Origin of the sequence: Enterobacter hormaechei subsp. hoffmannii (assembly GCF_001729745.1) — a bacterium.
Classification (GTDB): Bacteria; Pseudomonadota; Gammaproteobacteria; order Enterobacterales; family Enterobacteriaceae; genus Enterobacter; species Enterobacter intestinihominis.
The window spans coordinates 3,994,494-4,010,513 of record NZ_CP017186.1; the positions used below are offsets into that span (position 1 = coordinate 3,994,494).

Annotated in this window: 11 protein-coding genes; 6 read left to right on the forward strand and 5 right to left on the reverse strand. The window is 57.0% G+C overall.

Annotation, left to right across the window (positions count from 1 at the left end; all coding sequences use genetic code 11):
* Window positions 1-119 precede the first annotated feature (119 nt).
* The 3 genes from arcB to lptF form a co-directional block, all read right to left on the reverse strand.
* A complete protein-coding gene (gene arcB / locus BFV65_RS18840; RefSeq protein WP_048966237.1) occupies window positions 120-2,453 on the reverse strand; it encodes an aerobic respiration two-component sensor histidine kinase ArcB in 2,334 nt (777 codons plus the stop codon).
* Between the two features lie 137 nt (window positions 2,454-2,590).
* On the reverse strand, window positions 2,591-3,673 hold the full coding sequence (gene lptG / locus BFV65_RS18845; protein ID WP_022649534.1) for an LPS export ABC transporter permease LptG: 1,083 nt from the start codon (window positions 3,671-3,673) through the stop codon (window positions 2,591-2,593).
* On the reverse strand, window positions 3,673-4,773 hold the full coding sequence (gene lptF / locus BFV65_RS18850; protein WP_023307066.1) for an LPS export ABC transporter permease LptF: 1,101 nt from the start codon (window positions 4,771-4,773) through the stop codon (window positions 3,673-3,675). Before lptF ends, lptG begins: the two co-directional genes overlap by 1 nt.
* A 265-nt stretch (window positions 4,774-5,038) precedes the next feature.
* Here lptF and pepA point away from each other — a divergent pair, with 265 nt between their 5' ends.
* From pepA to ahr, 5 genes are all read left to right on the forward strand, one after another.
* Complete coding sequence (pepA, locus tag BFV65_RS18855) at window positions 5,039-6,550, forward strand: leucyl aminopeptidase (protein WP_003861882.1); 1,512 nt, start codon at window positions 5,039-5,041, stop codon at window positions 6,548-6,550.
* 118 nt (window positions 6,551-6,668) lie between these two features.
* The gene (holC, locus tag BFV65_RS18860; RefSeq protein ID WP_003861884.1) at window positions 6,669-7,112 is read left to right on the forward strand and encodes a DNA polymerase III subunit chi; all 444 of its coding nucleotides are present in this window, start codon (window positions 6,669-6,671) and stop codon (window positions 7,110-7,112) included.
* Window positions 7,112-9,967 (forward strand): valine--tRNA ligase, encoded by a 2,856-nt coding sequence (locus BFV65_RS18865; protein ID WP_069596994.1) that lies wholly within the window; start codon window positions 7,112-7,114, stop codon window positions 9,965-9,967. Before holC ends, BFV65_RS18865 begins: the two co-directional genes overlap by 1 nt.
* 123 nt (window positions 9,968-10,090) lie before the next feature.
* On the forward strand, window positions 10,091-10,594 hold the full coding sequence (locus tag BFV65_RS18870) for a GNAT family N-acetyltransferase (protein ID WP_003861887.1): 504 nt from the start codon (window positions 10,091-10,093) through the stop codon (window positions 10,592-10,594).
* An 83-nt stretch (window positions 10,595-10,677) separates the two neighbouring features.
* A complete protein-coding gene (gene ahr / locus BFV65_RS18875) occupies window positions 10,678-11,697 on the forward strand; it encodes an NADPH-dependent aldehyde reductase Ahr (RefSeq protein WP_022649538.1) in 1,020 nt (339 codons plus the stop codon).
* A gap of 43 nt (window positions 11,698-11,740) precedes the next feature.
* Here the strand turns inward: ahr and BFV65_RS18880 are convergent, their stop codons facing one another.
* Window positions 11,741-13,381, reverse strand: coding sequence for a dihydroxyacetone kinase subunit DhaK (locus BFV65_RS18880; RefSeq protein ID WP_038416798.1), 1,641 nt, complete (start codon window positions 13,379-13,381; stop codon window positions 11,741-11,743).
* 137 nt (window positions 13,382-13,518) lie between these two features.
* Between BFV65_RS18880 and BFV65_RS18885 the strand changes: the two genes are divergently transcribed.
* Window positions 13,519-15,021, forward strand: a complete 1,503-nt coding sequence (locus tag BFV65_RS18885; RefSeq protein ID WP_038416799.1) for a helicase HerA-like C-terminal domain-containing protein — start codon at window positions 13,519-13,521, stop codon at window positions 15,019-15,021.
* Here BFV65_RS18885 and mnmL read toward each other — a convergent pair.
* On the reverse strand, window positions 15,001-15,942 hold the full coding sequence (gene mnmL / locus BFV65_RS18890) for a tRNA modification radical SAM protein MnmL/YtqA (protein WP_096147825.1): 942 nt from the start codon (window positions 15,940-15,942) through the stop codon (window positions 15,001-15,003). The two genes, BFV65_RS18885 and mnmL, sit on opposite strands and share 21 nt — an antisense overlap.
* Window positions 15,943-16,020: the final 78 nt, after the last annotated feature.

Below are 16,020 nucleotides of genomic sequence, written 5' to 3' on the forward strand. Positions count from 1 at the left end.
ATCTGCGTGCGGCCTTAATTTTCAGGCGGCGTCCATGCGAAAACAACCCATAAAAATCAGGCGCAGCCACGATTTCCCTGGTGTTGGCGCAGTATTCGCGCACCCCGGTATAGCCGGGGTCATTTTTTTCGGGATTCTACCCAGGCTTTCAGCACTGCCACATCGTTTTGCCACTCTTGTTTCATCTCTTCAACCCAATCACCTACGTTATCTTCCCAGGCAGGTAAATCAGGCGACTGAATCTGTTGGCCCAGTTGCTGGAGATGGCGTAACCCGACTGAACCAGCTGCGCCTTTGATTTTATGTCCCTCTTCGACGATGCCCTTCTGGTCACGCGCCGTCAGGTTGGATTCGAGCACGTTCAGATAGCCCGGCATCATTTTTTCGAACACGGCCAGGCCATCGGTGATCAGTTTGGGTCCCACCAGATCGATATACTGCTCCAGCATGGCGGTATCCAGTATCGTTTGGGTTTTGGCGCTATCAACAGACGTCATGGTGCTCTCCTCTTCATCACAGGTATCCCAGAACTTCTTGATCATCGCCGTCAGGGCAGGTACTGCCAGCGGCTTGCTGAGCACGTCGTCCATACCGGCCTCGAGGTACTCTTTTTTATCTTTCAACACGTTTGCGGTCAACGCAACCAGAGGCGGCAGCTCGTCAGGAGCATATTTGTGCGTCAGCTCGCGGGAGATATCCAGCCCGGTCATGTCCGGTAGCTGAATATCGAGCAGCACCAGGTCGTACTCGCCCGGCGTGAACATCTCCAGCGCGGCTTTGCCGGTCATCGCGACATCCACGCTGTTACCGAGTTTTTCCAGTACCGACCGGGCGACAATGACGTTCAGCTCAATATCTTCAACCAGCAGGACGTGCAGGGCTGGAAGCGGCATATCGTCGTTCTCAAACGTATCTTCCACTTCTTCAGCAACAGCAGGGGCGTGGACGGTAAGCGTAAAGGTGGAGCCTTTACCCGGCTGGCTGGCAACGGTGATATCCCCACCCATACTTTTCGCCAGACGTTTCGACACCGCCAGGCCAATGCCCGTGCCGGTCGCCGGTTTACCGCCGTGGCTGTCTTTAACCTGATAATACATGGCGAAGATCTTATCCTGCTCATCCTGAGGAATGCCGATACCCGAGTCCTCAACTTCAAAGTGCAGCATGTCCCCCTCATCATAGCGAATGCGCACCGCAACCTGTCCCTTCTGGGTAAACTTCACGGCGTTGCTGATGAGATTCCACAGGATCTGACGCAGACGCGTGCCGTCCGTCACCACTTTATGCGGCAGCGGCAGCGTCGGTTCCATCACGAAGCTCAACCCTTTCTGCTGGGCCTGCAAACCTGACAGGTTCTCCAGGTCCGCGAGGAAGCCGGTAAAATCAACCGGCTGGTTGTCGAGCTGAACCTTACGGCGCTCCATCTTATCCATGTCGATAATATCATTGAAGATATTGCCCAGCGTGACCGCCGAAACGTGGATCGTTTTGAGGTATTTTTCCTGCTCACTGGTCAGATCGGTGTCCAGCAGAATACGGCTCAGCCCCACGATACCGTTTAGCGGCGTACGAAGCTCATGGCTGATGGTGGAGATGAAGGTGGTCTTGTCACGACTGGCGCGCTCCAGCGCATCCTGATATCGCTTACGCTCGGTGATATCACGGCCAAAGCCCATCAGACCATGACGTTTACCCACCCGGTCGTAATAAGGCACTTTGCGGATTTCAAAGCAGGCTTTGCGCCCGTCGGGATAATCCAGCCACTGCTCATAGGTCAACGAGACGTTATGACGGAAGACCTTTTCATCTGTCTCCATCACTTTTGCCGCCGCCTCTTCGGAATAGACATCCTGAGGTTTCAGGTGGATCAGCTGCTTTTCGCTTTTCCCGGTCAACAGTTCCATGGCCCGGTTACAGCCGGAGAACTCTTTATCTTCATTACGGTAGAACACCAGATCCGGCGACGCATCGAGGAACGAGCGCAGGAAAGAGGATTGCTGTTCAAGCTGGATCTGCGTGACCTCACGCTCTTTCATCTCAATTTTCAGCTGCTCCAGCGTGGTCTGACGCTCGGCTTCCGCCTTCTCACGGTCTGAAATTTCCTGATTCAGCTGGGCAATGTTGTCCTTGAGCTGAACGTTGAGTTTAAGATCGCGCTCGCGCATCTCTTCCAGCTTATCCACCAGTTTCGATAAACGCTGTCGGGACTCTTCCAACTGCTCAACCACCACGGAGAGGAAATAGACCGCCCATGGGGTGATCAGCAGGCCAAAGAAAATAGAGCGGATCACGTCGATGCTCTCGACCTGACCATGCAGAACCATGGTCACGGCCATTTGCACGACGATGGCCAGAACGACCAGCGCCAGCGCCAGCAGCATGGAAAAACGCACCAGCCCGAGCTTCATCATCAGGTCGACGTAGTACTGGGCCAGCATTCGAATTTGCTTCATAGAGGATCCCTTCACGACTTTATCGCTCAATAATACTCAAATTCACGGCGAGGCGTTGAAGGTTGTGAGAAAAAGTGCGGGGTGAAACAGGAGATTAGCCTCGCCCCCGGGCAAGCGGGAGCGAGGAAGAAGGTTTATCAGGAGCGTTTTAGCAGCATCCAGAGGCTGATCAGGAAGAAACTGGCGCTCGGCAACAGCGCGCCGATAATTGGCGGAATGCCATACACCAGCGTCAGCGGACCAAAAATCTGATCGAGGACGTAGAACACGAAACCAAAGCTGATACCGGTTACCACGCGAACCCCCATCGGCACGCTACGTAGCGGTCCAAAGATGAACGACAGCGCCATCAGCATCATCACCGCCACGGACAGCGGCTGGAAGATTTTGCTCCACATGTTGAGCTGGTAACGCCCCGCATCCTGCCCGCTCGATTTCAGATACTTCACGTAGTTATGCAGACCGCTGATGGAGAGCGCATCGGGATCAAGCGCCACGACGCCAAGCTTGTCCGGCGTCAGGTCGGTTTTCCAGGTACCGCTAACGGTCTGCGAACCGGTGATCTGTTTCGGGTTAGTCAGGTCAGATTCATCAACCTGGGATAACCGCCACAGCTTGTTGTTTGCATCAAATTTAGCAGAGGCGGCATAACGCACTGACTGCAAACGACGATCGTTATTGAAAGCATAGATACTCACGCCACCCAGCTCGTCATCCCCTTTCACGCGTTCGATATAGACGAAGTTCTGGCCATCTTTCGCCCATAATCCCTGCTGCGTGGAGAGCAGAGAACCGCCGTACATCGCCTGAGCACGGTAGTTACGCGCCATCTGTTCGCCCTGCGGCGCGACCCATTCGCCGATCGCCATGGTCAGCAGCACCAGCGGGATCGCGGTTTTCATCACCGACAGCGCAACCTGCATACGGGTAAAGCCCGATGCCTGCATCACCACCAGTTCGCTACGCTGAGCCAGCATCCCCAGGCCCAGCAGCGCACCCAGCAGGGCCGCCATCGGGAAGAAGATCTGCACATCTTTTGGTACGCTGAGCAGGGTGTACATCCCGGCGCCCAACGCGTCGTAACTCCCCTGCCCGGCTTTTTTCAGCTGGTCGACAAATTTGATAATGCCCGAGAGCGACACCAGCATGAACAGGGTCATCATGATGGTGGTAAAAATTGTTTTACCGATATAGCGGTCAAGTACGCCAAACGCCTGCATTAGATGGCTCCTTTACGCGTAAACCGGGCACGAAGACGACGCACAGGCACCGTGTCCCACAAGTTGAGTCCGACTGCCAGCAGCAGATACAAACCATTCACGACCCAGGTCCAGATCATCGGGTCAATTTTTCCTTTCCCGCCGTTAGACTTGATTGAGGTTTGCAGCAGGAAGAACACCAGATACAGCAGCATCGCTGGCAGCATCGACAGCACGCGGCCCTGGCGCGGGTTTACCACGCTCAACGGAACCACCATCAGCGCCATCATAAATACGGTGAATACCAGCGTGATACGCCAGTGCAGTTCAGCACGCGCACGATCGGTATCAGTATTCATTAAGGTGCGCATATCCATCTGCTCAGTATCCGTTGGATCGAGCGCGACGGCCTGGTGACCAATGATGGCCTGGTAGTTCTGGAAATCGGTGATACGGAAGTCACGCAGCATAGCCGTGCCTTCGAAACGCGTTCCTTTGTTCAGCGTGACAACCTGAGAGCCGTCTTTACGCTGCGCCAGCTGACCGGAGTCCGCCACTACCACAGAAGGGCGCGCGTTACCTTTCGGGCGCAGTTGAGCAAGAAACACGTCATTGAAGCGGCTGCCATCGACGCTTTCGATAAACAGCACGGAGTTACCGTCGGTCGCCTGCTGGAACTGCCCCTGCGCCAGCGCCGCCAGCCCCGGGTTAGCTTTTGCTTCCGCCAGCACCTCATCCTGATGACGGGACGAGGTCGGCCCCGCCCACATGACGTTAACCGCGGCAACAATGCCCGTAAACAGCGCCAGCACCATGGCTGCCTTTACCAATACGGCCTTACTGAGGCCGCAGGCATGCATCACGGTGATTTCACTTTCGGTATAGAGCTTACCCAGGGTCATCAGCAGACCAAGGAACAGGCTTAACGGCAGGATAAGCTGCGCCATTTCCGGCACGCCAAGCCCGAGCAGGGAAAGCACCAGATTCGTTGGGATTTCGCCATCAACTGCCGCGCCGAGGATCCTGACCAGCTTCTGACAGAAAAAGATCAGAAGGAGGATAAAGAGGATCGCCAGTTGGCTCTTCAGCGTCTCCCGAACCAGATATCTTATGATTATCACTTTAAATACGCCCGTTAAAACTCGTCTTATGCAGGAATTTAGCTTGTTTCATGGCTTAAACGTCATTTATTCTCTTGAGTCGTCGAAATCATCGCTAAGATTAAAAAACCCGGCGGATTCGCGCTTCATGACATTTATTGACGTGTCGAAACCGTAGTAACGTAAGATTAACACGAAGTCACCACAACGGCGGACATGAGTTACGAAAGGTTTCAATTCTATCCGTAGCCGCCGCCGTTGTCTTTAAGATTCAGGAGCGTAGTGCATGGAGTTCAGTGTAAAAAGCGGTAGCCCGGAGAAACAGCGGAGTGCCTGCATCGTTGTGGGCGTCTTTGAACCACGCCGACTCTCCCCGATCGCCGAGCAACTCGATAAAATCAGCGACGGCTATATCAGCGCCCTGCTGCGCCGTGGCGAACTGGAAGGCAAACCAGGGCAGACCCTGTTGCTGCACCACGTTCCAAACGTCCTGTCCGAGCGTATTCTGCTGATTGGCTGCGGTAAAGAACGTGAGCTTGATGAGCGCCAGTACAAGCAGGTTATTCAGAAAACCATTAATACACTGAATGATACTGGTTCGATGGAAGCCGTCTGCTTCCTCACGGAGCTGCACGTTAAGGGCCGCAACACGTACTGGAAAGTACGCCAGGCCGTCGAAACCGCAAAAGAGAGCCTCTACAGCTTTGATCAGTTGAAGACCACCAAAAGCGAGCCGCGTCGCCCGCTGCGTAAAATGGTCTTTAACGTGCCGACCCGTCGCGAGCTGACCAGCGGCGAGCGCGCCATTCAGCACGGTCTGGCGATTGCTGCCGGTATTAAAGCGGCAAAAGATCTTGGCAATATGCCGCCAAACATCTGTAACGCCGCGTACCTGGCGTCACAGGCGCGCCAGCTGGCTGACGCCTACAGCAAGAACGTCATCACCCGCGTTATCGGCGAACAGCAGATGAAAGAGCTGGGGATGCACTCTTATCTGGCGGTCGGTAACGGCTCCCAGAACGAATCCCTGATGTCGGTCATCGAATACAAAGGCAATCCGTCTGAAGACGCGCGTCCGATCGTGCTCGTTGGCAAAGGGCTGACCTTCGACTCCGGCGGTATCTCCATCAAGCCTTCAGAAGGCATGGATGAGATGAAGTACGACATGTGTGGCGCGGCGGCGGTTTACGGCGTCATGCGCATGGTCGCGGAACTTCAGTTGCCCATCAACGTGATCGGCGTGCTGGCGGGCTGCGAAAACATGCCTGGCGGCCGCGCTTATCGCCCGGGTGATGTGCTGACTACCATGTCCGGCCAGACCGTTGAAGTGCTGAACACCGACGCCGAAGGCCGTCTGGTGCTGTGCGACGTGCTGACCTACGTTGAGCGTTTCGAACCTGAAGCGGTTATCGACGTAGCTACCCTGACCGGCGCCTGCGTGATTGCGCTGGGGCATCACATCACCGGCCTGATGTCGAACCACAATCCGCTGGCGCATGAGCTGATCGGCGCGTCCGAACAGGCTGGCGACCGCGCGTGGCGTCTGCCGCTGGGGGACGAGTTCCAGGAACAGCTGGAGTCTAACTTCGCGGATATGGCGAACATTGGTGGTCGTCCTGGCGGCGCAATTACCGCAGGCTGCTTCCTGGCGCGCTTCACCCGCAAGTACAACTGGGCGCACCTGGACATTGCGGGGACCGCATGGCGCTCCGGTAAAGCCAAAGGCGCGACCGGACGTCCGGTGGCGCTGCTGTCGCAGTTCCTGCTCAATCGCGCGGGTTTTAACGGCGACGAGTGATGAAAAACGCCGGGTAGCGGCTTCGCCTTACCCGGCCTACAACGTCACTCAACCGTAGGCCGGGTAAGCGTAGCGCCACCCGGCTTTGCATTTAAATCCACGACAAGAAACCCCATATATGAAGAATGCAACGTTCTACCTTCTGGACAATGACACCCATCAGGATGGCCTCAGCGCCGTTGAACAACTGGTGTGTGAAATTGCCGCAGAACGTTGGCGCGCAGGTAAACGCGTCCTGATTGCCTGTGAAGATGAGCAGCAGGCGATTCGTCTGGATGAAGCGCTATGGGCGCGCCCGCCGGAGAGTTTTGTTCCGCATAACCTGTCGGGCGAAGGTCCACGCGGCGGGGCACCGGTGGAAATTGCCTGGCCGCAAAAACGCAACAGCAGCGCGCGCGACATTCTCATTAGCCTGCGGACAGACTTTGCAGATTTTGCCACCGCTTTCACAGAAGTGGTAGACTTTGTCCCTTACGAAGAATCTTTGAAACAGCTGGCGCGCGAACGCTACAAAGCGTACCGCCTGGCCGGTTTTAACCTGAATACGGCAACCTGGAAATAATGGAAAAGACATATAACCCACGCGATATCGAACAGCCGCTTTACGAGCACTGGGAACAGCAGGGCTATTTCAAGCCTAACGGCGACGAAAGCAAAGAGTCCTTCTGCATCATGATCCCGCCGCCGAACGTCACCGGCAGTTTGCATATGGGGCATGCTTTCCAGCAGACCATCATGGATACCATGATCCGCTACCAGCGTATGCAGGGTAAAAACACCCTGTGGCAGGCGGGGACTGACCACGCGGGTATCGCGACCCAGATGGTGGTTGAGCGTAAAATTGCCGCTGAAGAGGGTAAAACCCGCCACGACTACGGTCGCGACGCGTTTATCGACAAAATCTGGCAGTGGAAAGCGGAATCCGGCGGCACTATTACCCGTCAGATGCGCCGTCTCGGCAACTCCGTGGACTGGGAGCGTGAGCGCTTCACCATGGACGAAGGCCTGTCCAACGCCGTGAAAGAAGTCTTCGTGCGCCTGTACAAAGAAGACCTGATTTACCGTGGCAAACGCCTGGTCAACTGGGACCCGAAACTGCGTACCGCCATCTCTGACCTGGAAGTGGAAAACCGCGAGTCTAAAGGCTCCATGTGGCACATCCGCTATCCGCTGGCCGACGGTGCAAAAACCGCAGACGGTAAAGATTACCTGGTGGTGGCGACCACCCGTCCGGAAACCCTGCTGGGCGATACCGGCGTGGCCGTTAACCCGGAAGATCCGCGCTATAAAGATCTGATCGGCAAATTTGTGGTGCTGCCGCTGGTGAACCGCCGTATTCCGATTGTGGGCGACGAACACGCCGACATGGAAAAAGGCACCGGCTGCGTGAAAATTACCCCGGCGCACGACTTTAACGACTATGAAGTCGGTCGTCGTCATCAACTTCCGATGATCAACATTCTGACCTTCGACGGCGATATCCGCGAAAGCGCAGAAGTGTACGACACCAAAGGCAACGAATCCGACGTTTATTCCAGCGACATCCCGGCTGAGTTCCAGAAGCTGGAGCGCTTTGCCGCGCGTAAAGCCGTCGTAGCCGCCGTGGACGCGCTCGGCCTGCTGGAAGAGATTAAACCTCACGATCTGACCGTGCCGTACGGCGACCGTGGCGGCGTGGTTATCGAGCCAATGCTGACCGACCAGTGGTACGTGCGTGCCGACGTGCTGGCGAAACCGGCTGTGGAAGCGGTTGAGAACGGCAGCATTCAGTTCGTGCCGAAGCAGTACGAAAACATGTACTTCTCCTGGATGCGCGATATTCAGGACTGGTGTATCTCCCGTCAGCTGTGGTGGGGTCACCGTATCCCGGCGTGGTACGACAATGAAGGCAACGTCTACGTTGGCCGCACCGAAGAGGAAGTGCGTCAGGAAAACAACCTGGGCGCTGACGTTGCGCTGCGCCAGGACGAAGACGTGCTGGATACCTGGTTCTCTTCCGCGCTGTGGACCTTCTCGACCCTCGGCTGGCCGGAAAACACCGACGCGCTGCGTCAGTTCCACCCAACCAGCGTGATGGTCTCCGGCTTCGACATCATCTTCTTCTGGATCGCCCGCATGATCATGATGACCATGCACTTCATCAAAGACGAAGATGGCAAGCCGCAGGTTCCGTTCCATACCATCTACATGACCGGCCTGATCCGCGACGACGAAGGCCAGAAGATGTCCAAATCCAAGGGTAACGTTATCGACCCGCTGGACATGGTTGATGGTATCTCTCTGGAAGAGCTGCTGGAAAAACGTACCGGCAACATGATGCAGCCGCAGCTGGCGGAGAAAATCCGCAAGCGTACCGAGAAGCAGTTCCCGAACGGGATCGAATCTCACGGTACCGACGCCCTGCGCTTCACCCTGGCGGCGCTTGCCTCCACCGGTCGTGACATCAACTGGGATATGAAGCGTCTGGAAGGTTACCGTAACTTCTGTAACAAGCTGTGGAACGCCAGCCGCTTCGTGCTGATGAACACCGAAGATCAGGATTGCGGATTTAACGGCGGCGAAATGACCCTGTCTCTGGCAGACCGCTGGATCCTGGCGGAATTTAACCAGACGGTGAAAGCGTTCCGCGACGCGCTGGACAGCTACCGCTTCGACATCGCGGCAGGCATCCTGTACGAATTCACCTGGAACCAGTTCTGTGACTGGTATCTGGAGCTGGCGAAGCCGGTCATGAACGGCGGCACTGAGGCAGAGCTGCGCGGTACGCGTAATACGCTGATTACCGTTCTGGAAGGTCTGCTGCGCCTTGCGCACCCGATCATTCCGTTCATCACCGAAACCATCTGGCAGCGCGTGAAGGTGATTGCCGGTATTAACGCCGATACCATCATGCTCCAGCCGTTCCCGGCATTCGATGCCGCGAAAGTGGATGAAGCCGCGTCTGCGGATACCGAGTGGCTGAAACAGGCGATCGTTGCGGTACGTAACATCCGCGCGGAAATGAACATCGCTCCGGGTAAACCACTGGAGTTGCTGCTGCGCGGTTGCAGCGAAGCTGTCGTTCGTCGCGTCACCGAGAACAACACCTTCCTGAAAACCATGGCGCGTCTGGAAAGCATCACCGTGCTGCCTGCCGATGATAAAGGTCCGGTTTCCGTGACCAAAATTATCGACGGCGCGGAGCTGTTGATCCCGATGGCGGGCCTGATCGACAAAGACGCTGAGCTGGCTCGTCTGGCGAAAGAAGTGGCGAAAGTCGACGTGGAAATTGGCAAAATCGAAAGCAAACTGGCGAACGAGGGCTTTGTGGCCCGCGCGCCGGAAGCGGTCATCGCCAAAGAGCGTGAGCGTCTGGTTGCCTTCGCCGATGCGAAGACCAAACTGATCGAGCAGCAGGCGGTTATTGCAGCCCTGTAATGCTTTTACCCCTTACGCTTCAGGGCGTAAGGGGTATCCTTCCTGAAAACTCCTCGCTTGCACTCCCCTTTCTGCGGTGCTATTAACAGCAGTTGTGTGTCAATTTTTGTCATGAGTAATGCTATGAGCGTGATTACCCCCGTCGCGACGACAATGCGTCGGATCACTGAGCAGGACAACCCGGCTATCGCCGCCGTTATCCGCACGGTATCGGCCGAATATGGCCTGACCGCCGACAAAGGCTACACCGTGGCCGATCCCAATCTGGACGAACTTTTTCAGCTGTACAGCCAGCCGGGCCATGCCTATTGGGTCATCGAGCAGGACGGCCAGGTCGTGGGCGGCGGCGGCATTGCCCCCCTGCTCTGCAGCGAGCCGGATATCTGTGAACTCCAGAAAATGTATTTCCTGCCAACGATACGCGGACAAGGCCTGGCGAAAAAGCTGGCGCTGGTCGCCCTGGAACATGCACGCTCACAGGGCTTTAAACGTTGCTACCTTGAAACCACCGCTTTCCTTAAAGAGGCCATTGGCCTGTATGAGCATCTGGGCTTTGAGCATATCGATGCCCCACTGGGCTGCACGGGCCACGTGGACTGCGAAGTCAGGATGCTGAAAAGTCTGTAAGTTTTGTTCCTGCCGTCTTCTGTTAAGCGTCTGTAAACTGAATGCTCTACACTCACAGTTCACACCAAAACAGGGGAAACGCGATGTCGAAGATAAAAAGCTACGCCGCACCGCAGGCGGGTGCAGAACTTGAGCTGTACGAGTACGATGCGGGCGAACTAAAAGCGGAAGACGTCGAAGTACAGGTGGATTACTGCGGGATCTGCCATTCAGACCTCTCGATGATCGACAATGAATGGGGCTTTTCCAGCTATCCGCTGGTTGCCGGGCACGAAGTCATTGGCCGCGTCGTTGCGCTCGGCAGCGCCGCGCAGGACAAAGGGCTGAAAGTGGGCCAGCGCGTGGGTATCGGCTGGACGGCACGCAGCTGCGGCCACTGCGACGCCTGTATTAGCGGTAACCAGATCAACTGCCTTGAGGGCGCTACGCCGACCATCCTGAACAAGGGTGGTTTCGCCGATAAACTACGCGCCGACTGGCAATGGGTTATCCCGCTGCCGGACAGCATTGATATTGAATCAGCAGGTCCGCTACTGTGTGGCGGTATCACCGTATTTAAACCGCTGCTGATGCATCACGTAACTGCCACCAGCCGCGTGGGCGTGATCGGTATTGGCGGGCTGGGGCATATTGCCATCAAACTGCTGCACGCGATGGGCTGTGAAGTGACGGCGTTCAGCTCTAACCCGGCGAAAGAGCAGGAAGTGCTGGCGATGGGTGCGGATAAAGTGGTGAACAGTCGCGATCCCGAGGCGCTCACCGCCCTGGCAGGCCAGTTTGACCTGATCATCAACACCGTCAACGTCGATCTCGACTGGCAGCCGTACTTTGAAGCCCTGGCCTACGGCGGTAACTTCCACACCGTGGGTGCGGTGATGAAGCCGCTGCCGGTTCCGGCGTTTACCCTGATCGGCGGCGATCGCAGCGTATCCGGATCTGCTACCGGCACGCCATATGAGTTACGCAAGCTGATGAAGTTTGCCGGACGCACAAAAGTGGCGCCGACCACCGAACTGTATCCGATGTCAAAAATCAACGAAGCAATCCAGCACGTGCGCGACGGCAAAGCCCGCTACCGCGTGGTGTTGAAAGCGGATTTCTGATGTGAGTTTGCCGGGTGGCGGCTTCGCCTGACCCGGCCTACTTTCACTGCCGCGCCAATACGTTAAGTACTTCTGCCACCGCGACCGCTCCCGGATCCATCACCCCATCCAGGTTCTCTTTATTGACATACGACGAGCGTCCCGCGCCGGCTTTCGCCATTTTTGCCGTTGCTTCGGCGCCCTGCTGCGCAGCCTGCGCCGCCGTCCGCAGATCGCCATCCCTTAACGCCTCCAGCGCCGGTTGCAGGGCGTCGATCAGCGTGCGATCCCCGAGATCTGCACCGCCATACTGCTTCATCTGCGCCAGTCCGCTCAACAATGCTTCTGGTAGCGGCTGTCCATCGTGAAGCTTTTGTCCTGCCGCCGTGAAGAAGATCGACATCAGCACCCCGCTCGACCCGCCCATTACCGTAGCCAGCCGCTCCCCCACCAGCAGGAGTAATGTCGGCACGTCGTTAAGGGGCAGGTTGTTCTCCTCAAGTCGCTGCGCAATATCCCGCGCCCCTTGCGCAAAGGTGGAGCCCGTATCGCCATCGCCTACTTTGGCATCCAGCGCGTTGAGGCGGTTTTCCAGCTGGATCAATGTCTTCGTTACCGAAGCGACGGCCTCGCTCACCTGCGGATTGTCCGATGGGGTATATTCCACGCGGTCATGAAGGGCGCTATGGGGGACGGTACGCAGGGGCGCGAACGCGACGGGCTTCTGCCAGCCCAGCGTCTCGACCTCGGCGTGTATCGCCTTCTCGAAGAAATCGCTGAGCTTTAACAGCGTTAGCGAAAACCCTTTCATATCCAGCGCACTCACCAGCGGCGCCGGGCCAATCAGATACGCTATGTTCTCTTTCAGCGCCGAATGCGCCAGCTCTTTGGTGAGCAGAGCCATCTCAAGCGCTGACACGCCGCCGAGGTTGTTGATCAGCACCGCAAAGCGCCCGTCACCCGCCTGCGCGCGTAACGGCGTCACCAGCGTGTCGATAATGGCTTTGCTGTTTTGCGTATCCACCACCGATGCCCCCGGCTCGCCGTGAATGCCCAAACCCAGCTCGACATGGCCTTGTTTTATGCGCCCCTCTTCATCATCGCTGCCCGGCAGGTTGCACGTTTGCATCGCCACGCCCAGGCTCCAGAGGTTATCGCAGGCCTGTTGCGCTATATCCCGCACGTCGTTTAGCGATTTCCCCTGCTCTGCCGCATATCCCGCAATCTTATGCACCAGCGCCGTTCCCGCGATACCACGCGGTTGCTTGTTATCCGGCAGGGCAATATCATCCGCGACGATAACCATCTCCACCTTCAGGCCGTAGCGTTTGGCTTTTTCCGCTGCCAGGCCAAAGTTAAGCCGGTCGCCGGTGTAGTTTTTCACAATTAGCAGGCAGCCACGATCGCCCGTCACCGCCACAATGGCATTGAGGACCGCATCCACGCTTGGGGAGGCGAACAAATCGCCACACACCGCTGCGGTAAGCATGCCTTTACCGACGAACCCGGCATGTGCCGGTTCATGGCCGGAGCCGCCACCGGAGATCACCGCCACGCGGCTTTTATCCCAGTCGCCGCGTGCCACCACGCGGATGGCCGGATCGATATCCAGTTTGACGAGATTACCGTGCGGCGCGGAGAGAAGTATGCCTTCAATGGCATCGTTGACAAGCTGTTTGCGGTCGTTAAAAAAGAATCTGGACATAGTTTCCCAAAATTTTGTTTACCGTATGCAAAAGCATAGTCCGCACTGGATAATGCGCCGCAAAGTGAGGAATTTACGCAGACATTTTGCCGTCAGGTTGCCTATACTCCACCCAGGACTACGAGAGGACGTGCATCATGAGTACACCATTGTTAATCGCCAGGACGCTGGAAAAAGAGCTGTTTTTACTCCCCGCGATGGCGAACCGTCATGGCCTGATCACCGGCGCGACCGGGACGGGAAAAACCGTCACCCTGCAAAAGCTGGCTGAGTCGTTGTCCGAGGCTGGCGTGCCGGTTTTTATGGCTGACGTGAAGGGCGATTTAACCGGGGTGGCTCAGGAAGGCACGGCGTCAGAAAAACTGCTCGAGCGCCTGAAAAATATCGGCATCACGGACTGGACGCCGCACGGTAATCCAGTGGTGGTCTGGGATATCTTCGGCGAAAAAGGGCATCCGGTGCGCGCCACCGTCTCCGACCTCGGCCCTTTGCTGCTGGCCCGTCTGCTTAATCTTAACGACGTGCAGTCCGGGGTGCTGAACATTATTTTCCGTATCGCCGACGATCAGGGCTTACTGCTGCTCGACTTCAAAGATCTGCGCGCCATCACCCAGTACATTGGCGATAACGCCAAATCCTTCCAGAACCAGTACGGCAATATCAGCAGCGCCTCGGTGGGCGCCATTCAGCGCGGGCTCCTGACGCTGGAGCAACAGGGCGCCGAGCATTTCTTCGGCGAGCCAATGCTGGATATCAAAGACTGGATGCGCACCGACAGCAGCGGCAAAGGCATCATCAACATTCTGAGCGCAGAGAAGCTCTACCAGATGCCGAAGCTCTACGCCGCCAGCCTGCTGTGGATGCTCTCTGAACTCTACGAACAACTGCCGGAAGCAGGCGATCTGGAAAAACCCAAACTGGTGTTCTTCTTTGACGAAGCGCACCTGTTGTTTAACGACGCGCCGCAGGTGCTGCTGGATAAAATTGAACAGGTTATCCGCCTGATCCGCTCCAAAGGCGTCGGGGTCTGGTTTGTGTCGCAAAACCCGTCGGATATTCCGGACAACGTACTGGGGCAACTGGGTAACCGCGTGCAGCACGCCCTGCGCGCCTTTACGCCGAAAGATCAGAAAGCGGTGAAAGCCGCGGCGCAAACCATGCGTGCCAATCCGGCCTTTGATACCGAAACCGCCATTCAGGCGCTGGGCACCGGTGAAGCGCTGATTTCGTTCCTCGATGCAAAAGGCAGCCCGACAGTTGTCGAGCGCGCGATGGTGATTGCGCCCTGCTCGCGCATGGGGCCAGTAACGGACGATGAACGCAACGGCCTGATCAACCACTCCCCGGTGTACGGGAAGTATGAAGACGAGGTGGATCGCGAATCCGCGTTCGAGATGCTGCAAAAAGGGGTGCAGGCGACTGCCGAATCGCAGGATGCGCCTGCCGCCAAAGGGCAATCTGTAGCCGTGGACGACGGCATTCTCGGCGGGCTGAAAGATATTCTGTTCGGCAGCACCGGGCCGCGCGGCGGCAAACGCGATGGCGTGGTGCAGACCATGGCAAAAAGCGCGACGCGTCAGATTACCAACCAGATAGTGCGCGGCATGCTGGGAAGTCTGTTAGGCGGCCGTCGCCGGTAGCGGTGGAACCCACGGGCGGCCAAGCGCCGACCCCTGTACGCCGTTCTCCTGTAGATAGCGGTCGATTTCCAGCATCCCCGTCCAGCGGTTCTCACACCAGAGCGGTGCCAGAAGCGTTGGGCGGCGGGCGCTTGCCGAGATGCGGTGGTAAACAATCTCCGGCGGCGTGTGGCGAATCATCTCCCCCGCCGTCACCGTATAGTCGTCGAGTTCGATGCCACTTAACCGCCCCGCTTCCCAGGCTTTCGCCATAATGCTTCCCGTAACGATATGCAGCGGGTGCAGCTTAATGCCGTCCACGCCGGTCTCGACGACTTTTTCCAGCGTTTCAAGGCCATGCTGCTGCCCTTCTCCCGGCAAGCCGACAATCAGATGCGAGCAGACTTTTAATCCACGCTCGCGGGCGAGACGCGTGGTGCGCTGGTAGCAGGCAAAATCATGCCCGCGATTGATACGGTGCAGGGTTTTGTCGTGCGCGGTCTGCAAGCCCAGCTCCAGCCAGATCTCGTAGCCCTTCTCTTTGTACTCGCTAAGTAAATCCAGCACGGCGTCCGGCACGCAGTCCGGACGCGTCCCCACGCACAGCCCGACAATGTTCGCTTGAGCAACCGCCTGTTGATACATAGCGCGCAGCACCTGCACCTCCGCCCACGTGCTGGTGTAGGCCTGGAAATAGGCCAGATATTGCTTCGCGCGGTTCACCAGACTCGCCTGATGGGCGAGCTGTTCAGCGATAGATTTATGCTGTTGAGCTTCATCAGCAAACGAGGCCACGTTACAGAAGGTGCAGCCACCACGCCCGATGGTGCCATCGCGGTTCGGACAGCTAAAGCCGCCGTGCAGCGTCAGTTTGTGAACCTTTTGTCCGTAGCGCTGCAAAAGATCCCCACCAAACATATTGACTAATTTCTGTAACTGCATAATCTGATAGACCGTCCCGAAGAAAGGGGACAAGCCTGCCATTTTTAGCCTCTGTCGGCGATGACCTGGATCAATCGC

Excerpts from the sequence above, each read along its gene's own strand:
- arcB (WP_048966237.1), bottom strand. The coding sequence starts at position 2,453 with ATGAAGCAAATTCGAATGCTGGCCCAGTACTACGTCGACCTGATGATG.
- lptG (WP_022649534.1), bottom strand. The coding sequence starts at position 3,673 with ATGCAGGCGTTTGGCGTACTTGACCGCTATATCGGTAAAACAATTTTT.
- pepA (WP_003861882.1), top strand. The coding sequence starts at position 5,039 with ATGGAGTTCAGTGTAAAAAGCGGTAGCCCGGAGAAACAGCGGAGTGCC.
- holC (WP_003861884.1), top strand. The coding sequence starts at position 6,669 with ATGAAGAATGCAACGTTCTACCTTCTGGACAATGACACCCATCAGGAT.
- BFV65_RS18865 (WP_069596994.1), top strand. The coding sequence starts at position 7,112 with ATGGAAAAGACATATAACCCACGCGATATCGAACAGCCGCTTTACGAG.
- BFV65_RS18870 (WP_003861887.1), top strand. The coding sequence starts at position 10,091 with ATGAGCGTGATTACCCCCGTCGCGACGACAATGCGTCGGATCACTGAG.
- ahr (WP_022649538.1), top strand. The coding sequence starts at position 10,678 with ATGTCGAAGATAAAAAGCTACGCCGCACCGCAGGCGGGTGCAGAACTT.
- BFV65_RS18880 (WP_038416798.1), bottom strand. The coding sequence starts at position 13,381 with ATGTCCAGATTCTTTTTTAACGACCGCAAACAGCTTGTCAACGATGCC.
- BFV65_RS18885 (WP_038416799.1), top strand. The coding sequence starts at position 13,519 with ATGAGTACACCATTGTTAATCGCCAGGACGCTGGAAAAAGAGCTGTTT.
- mnmL (WP_096147825.1), bottom strand. The coding sequence starts at position 15,942 with ATGCAGTTACAGAAATTAGTCAATATGTTTGGTGGGGATCTTTTGCAG.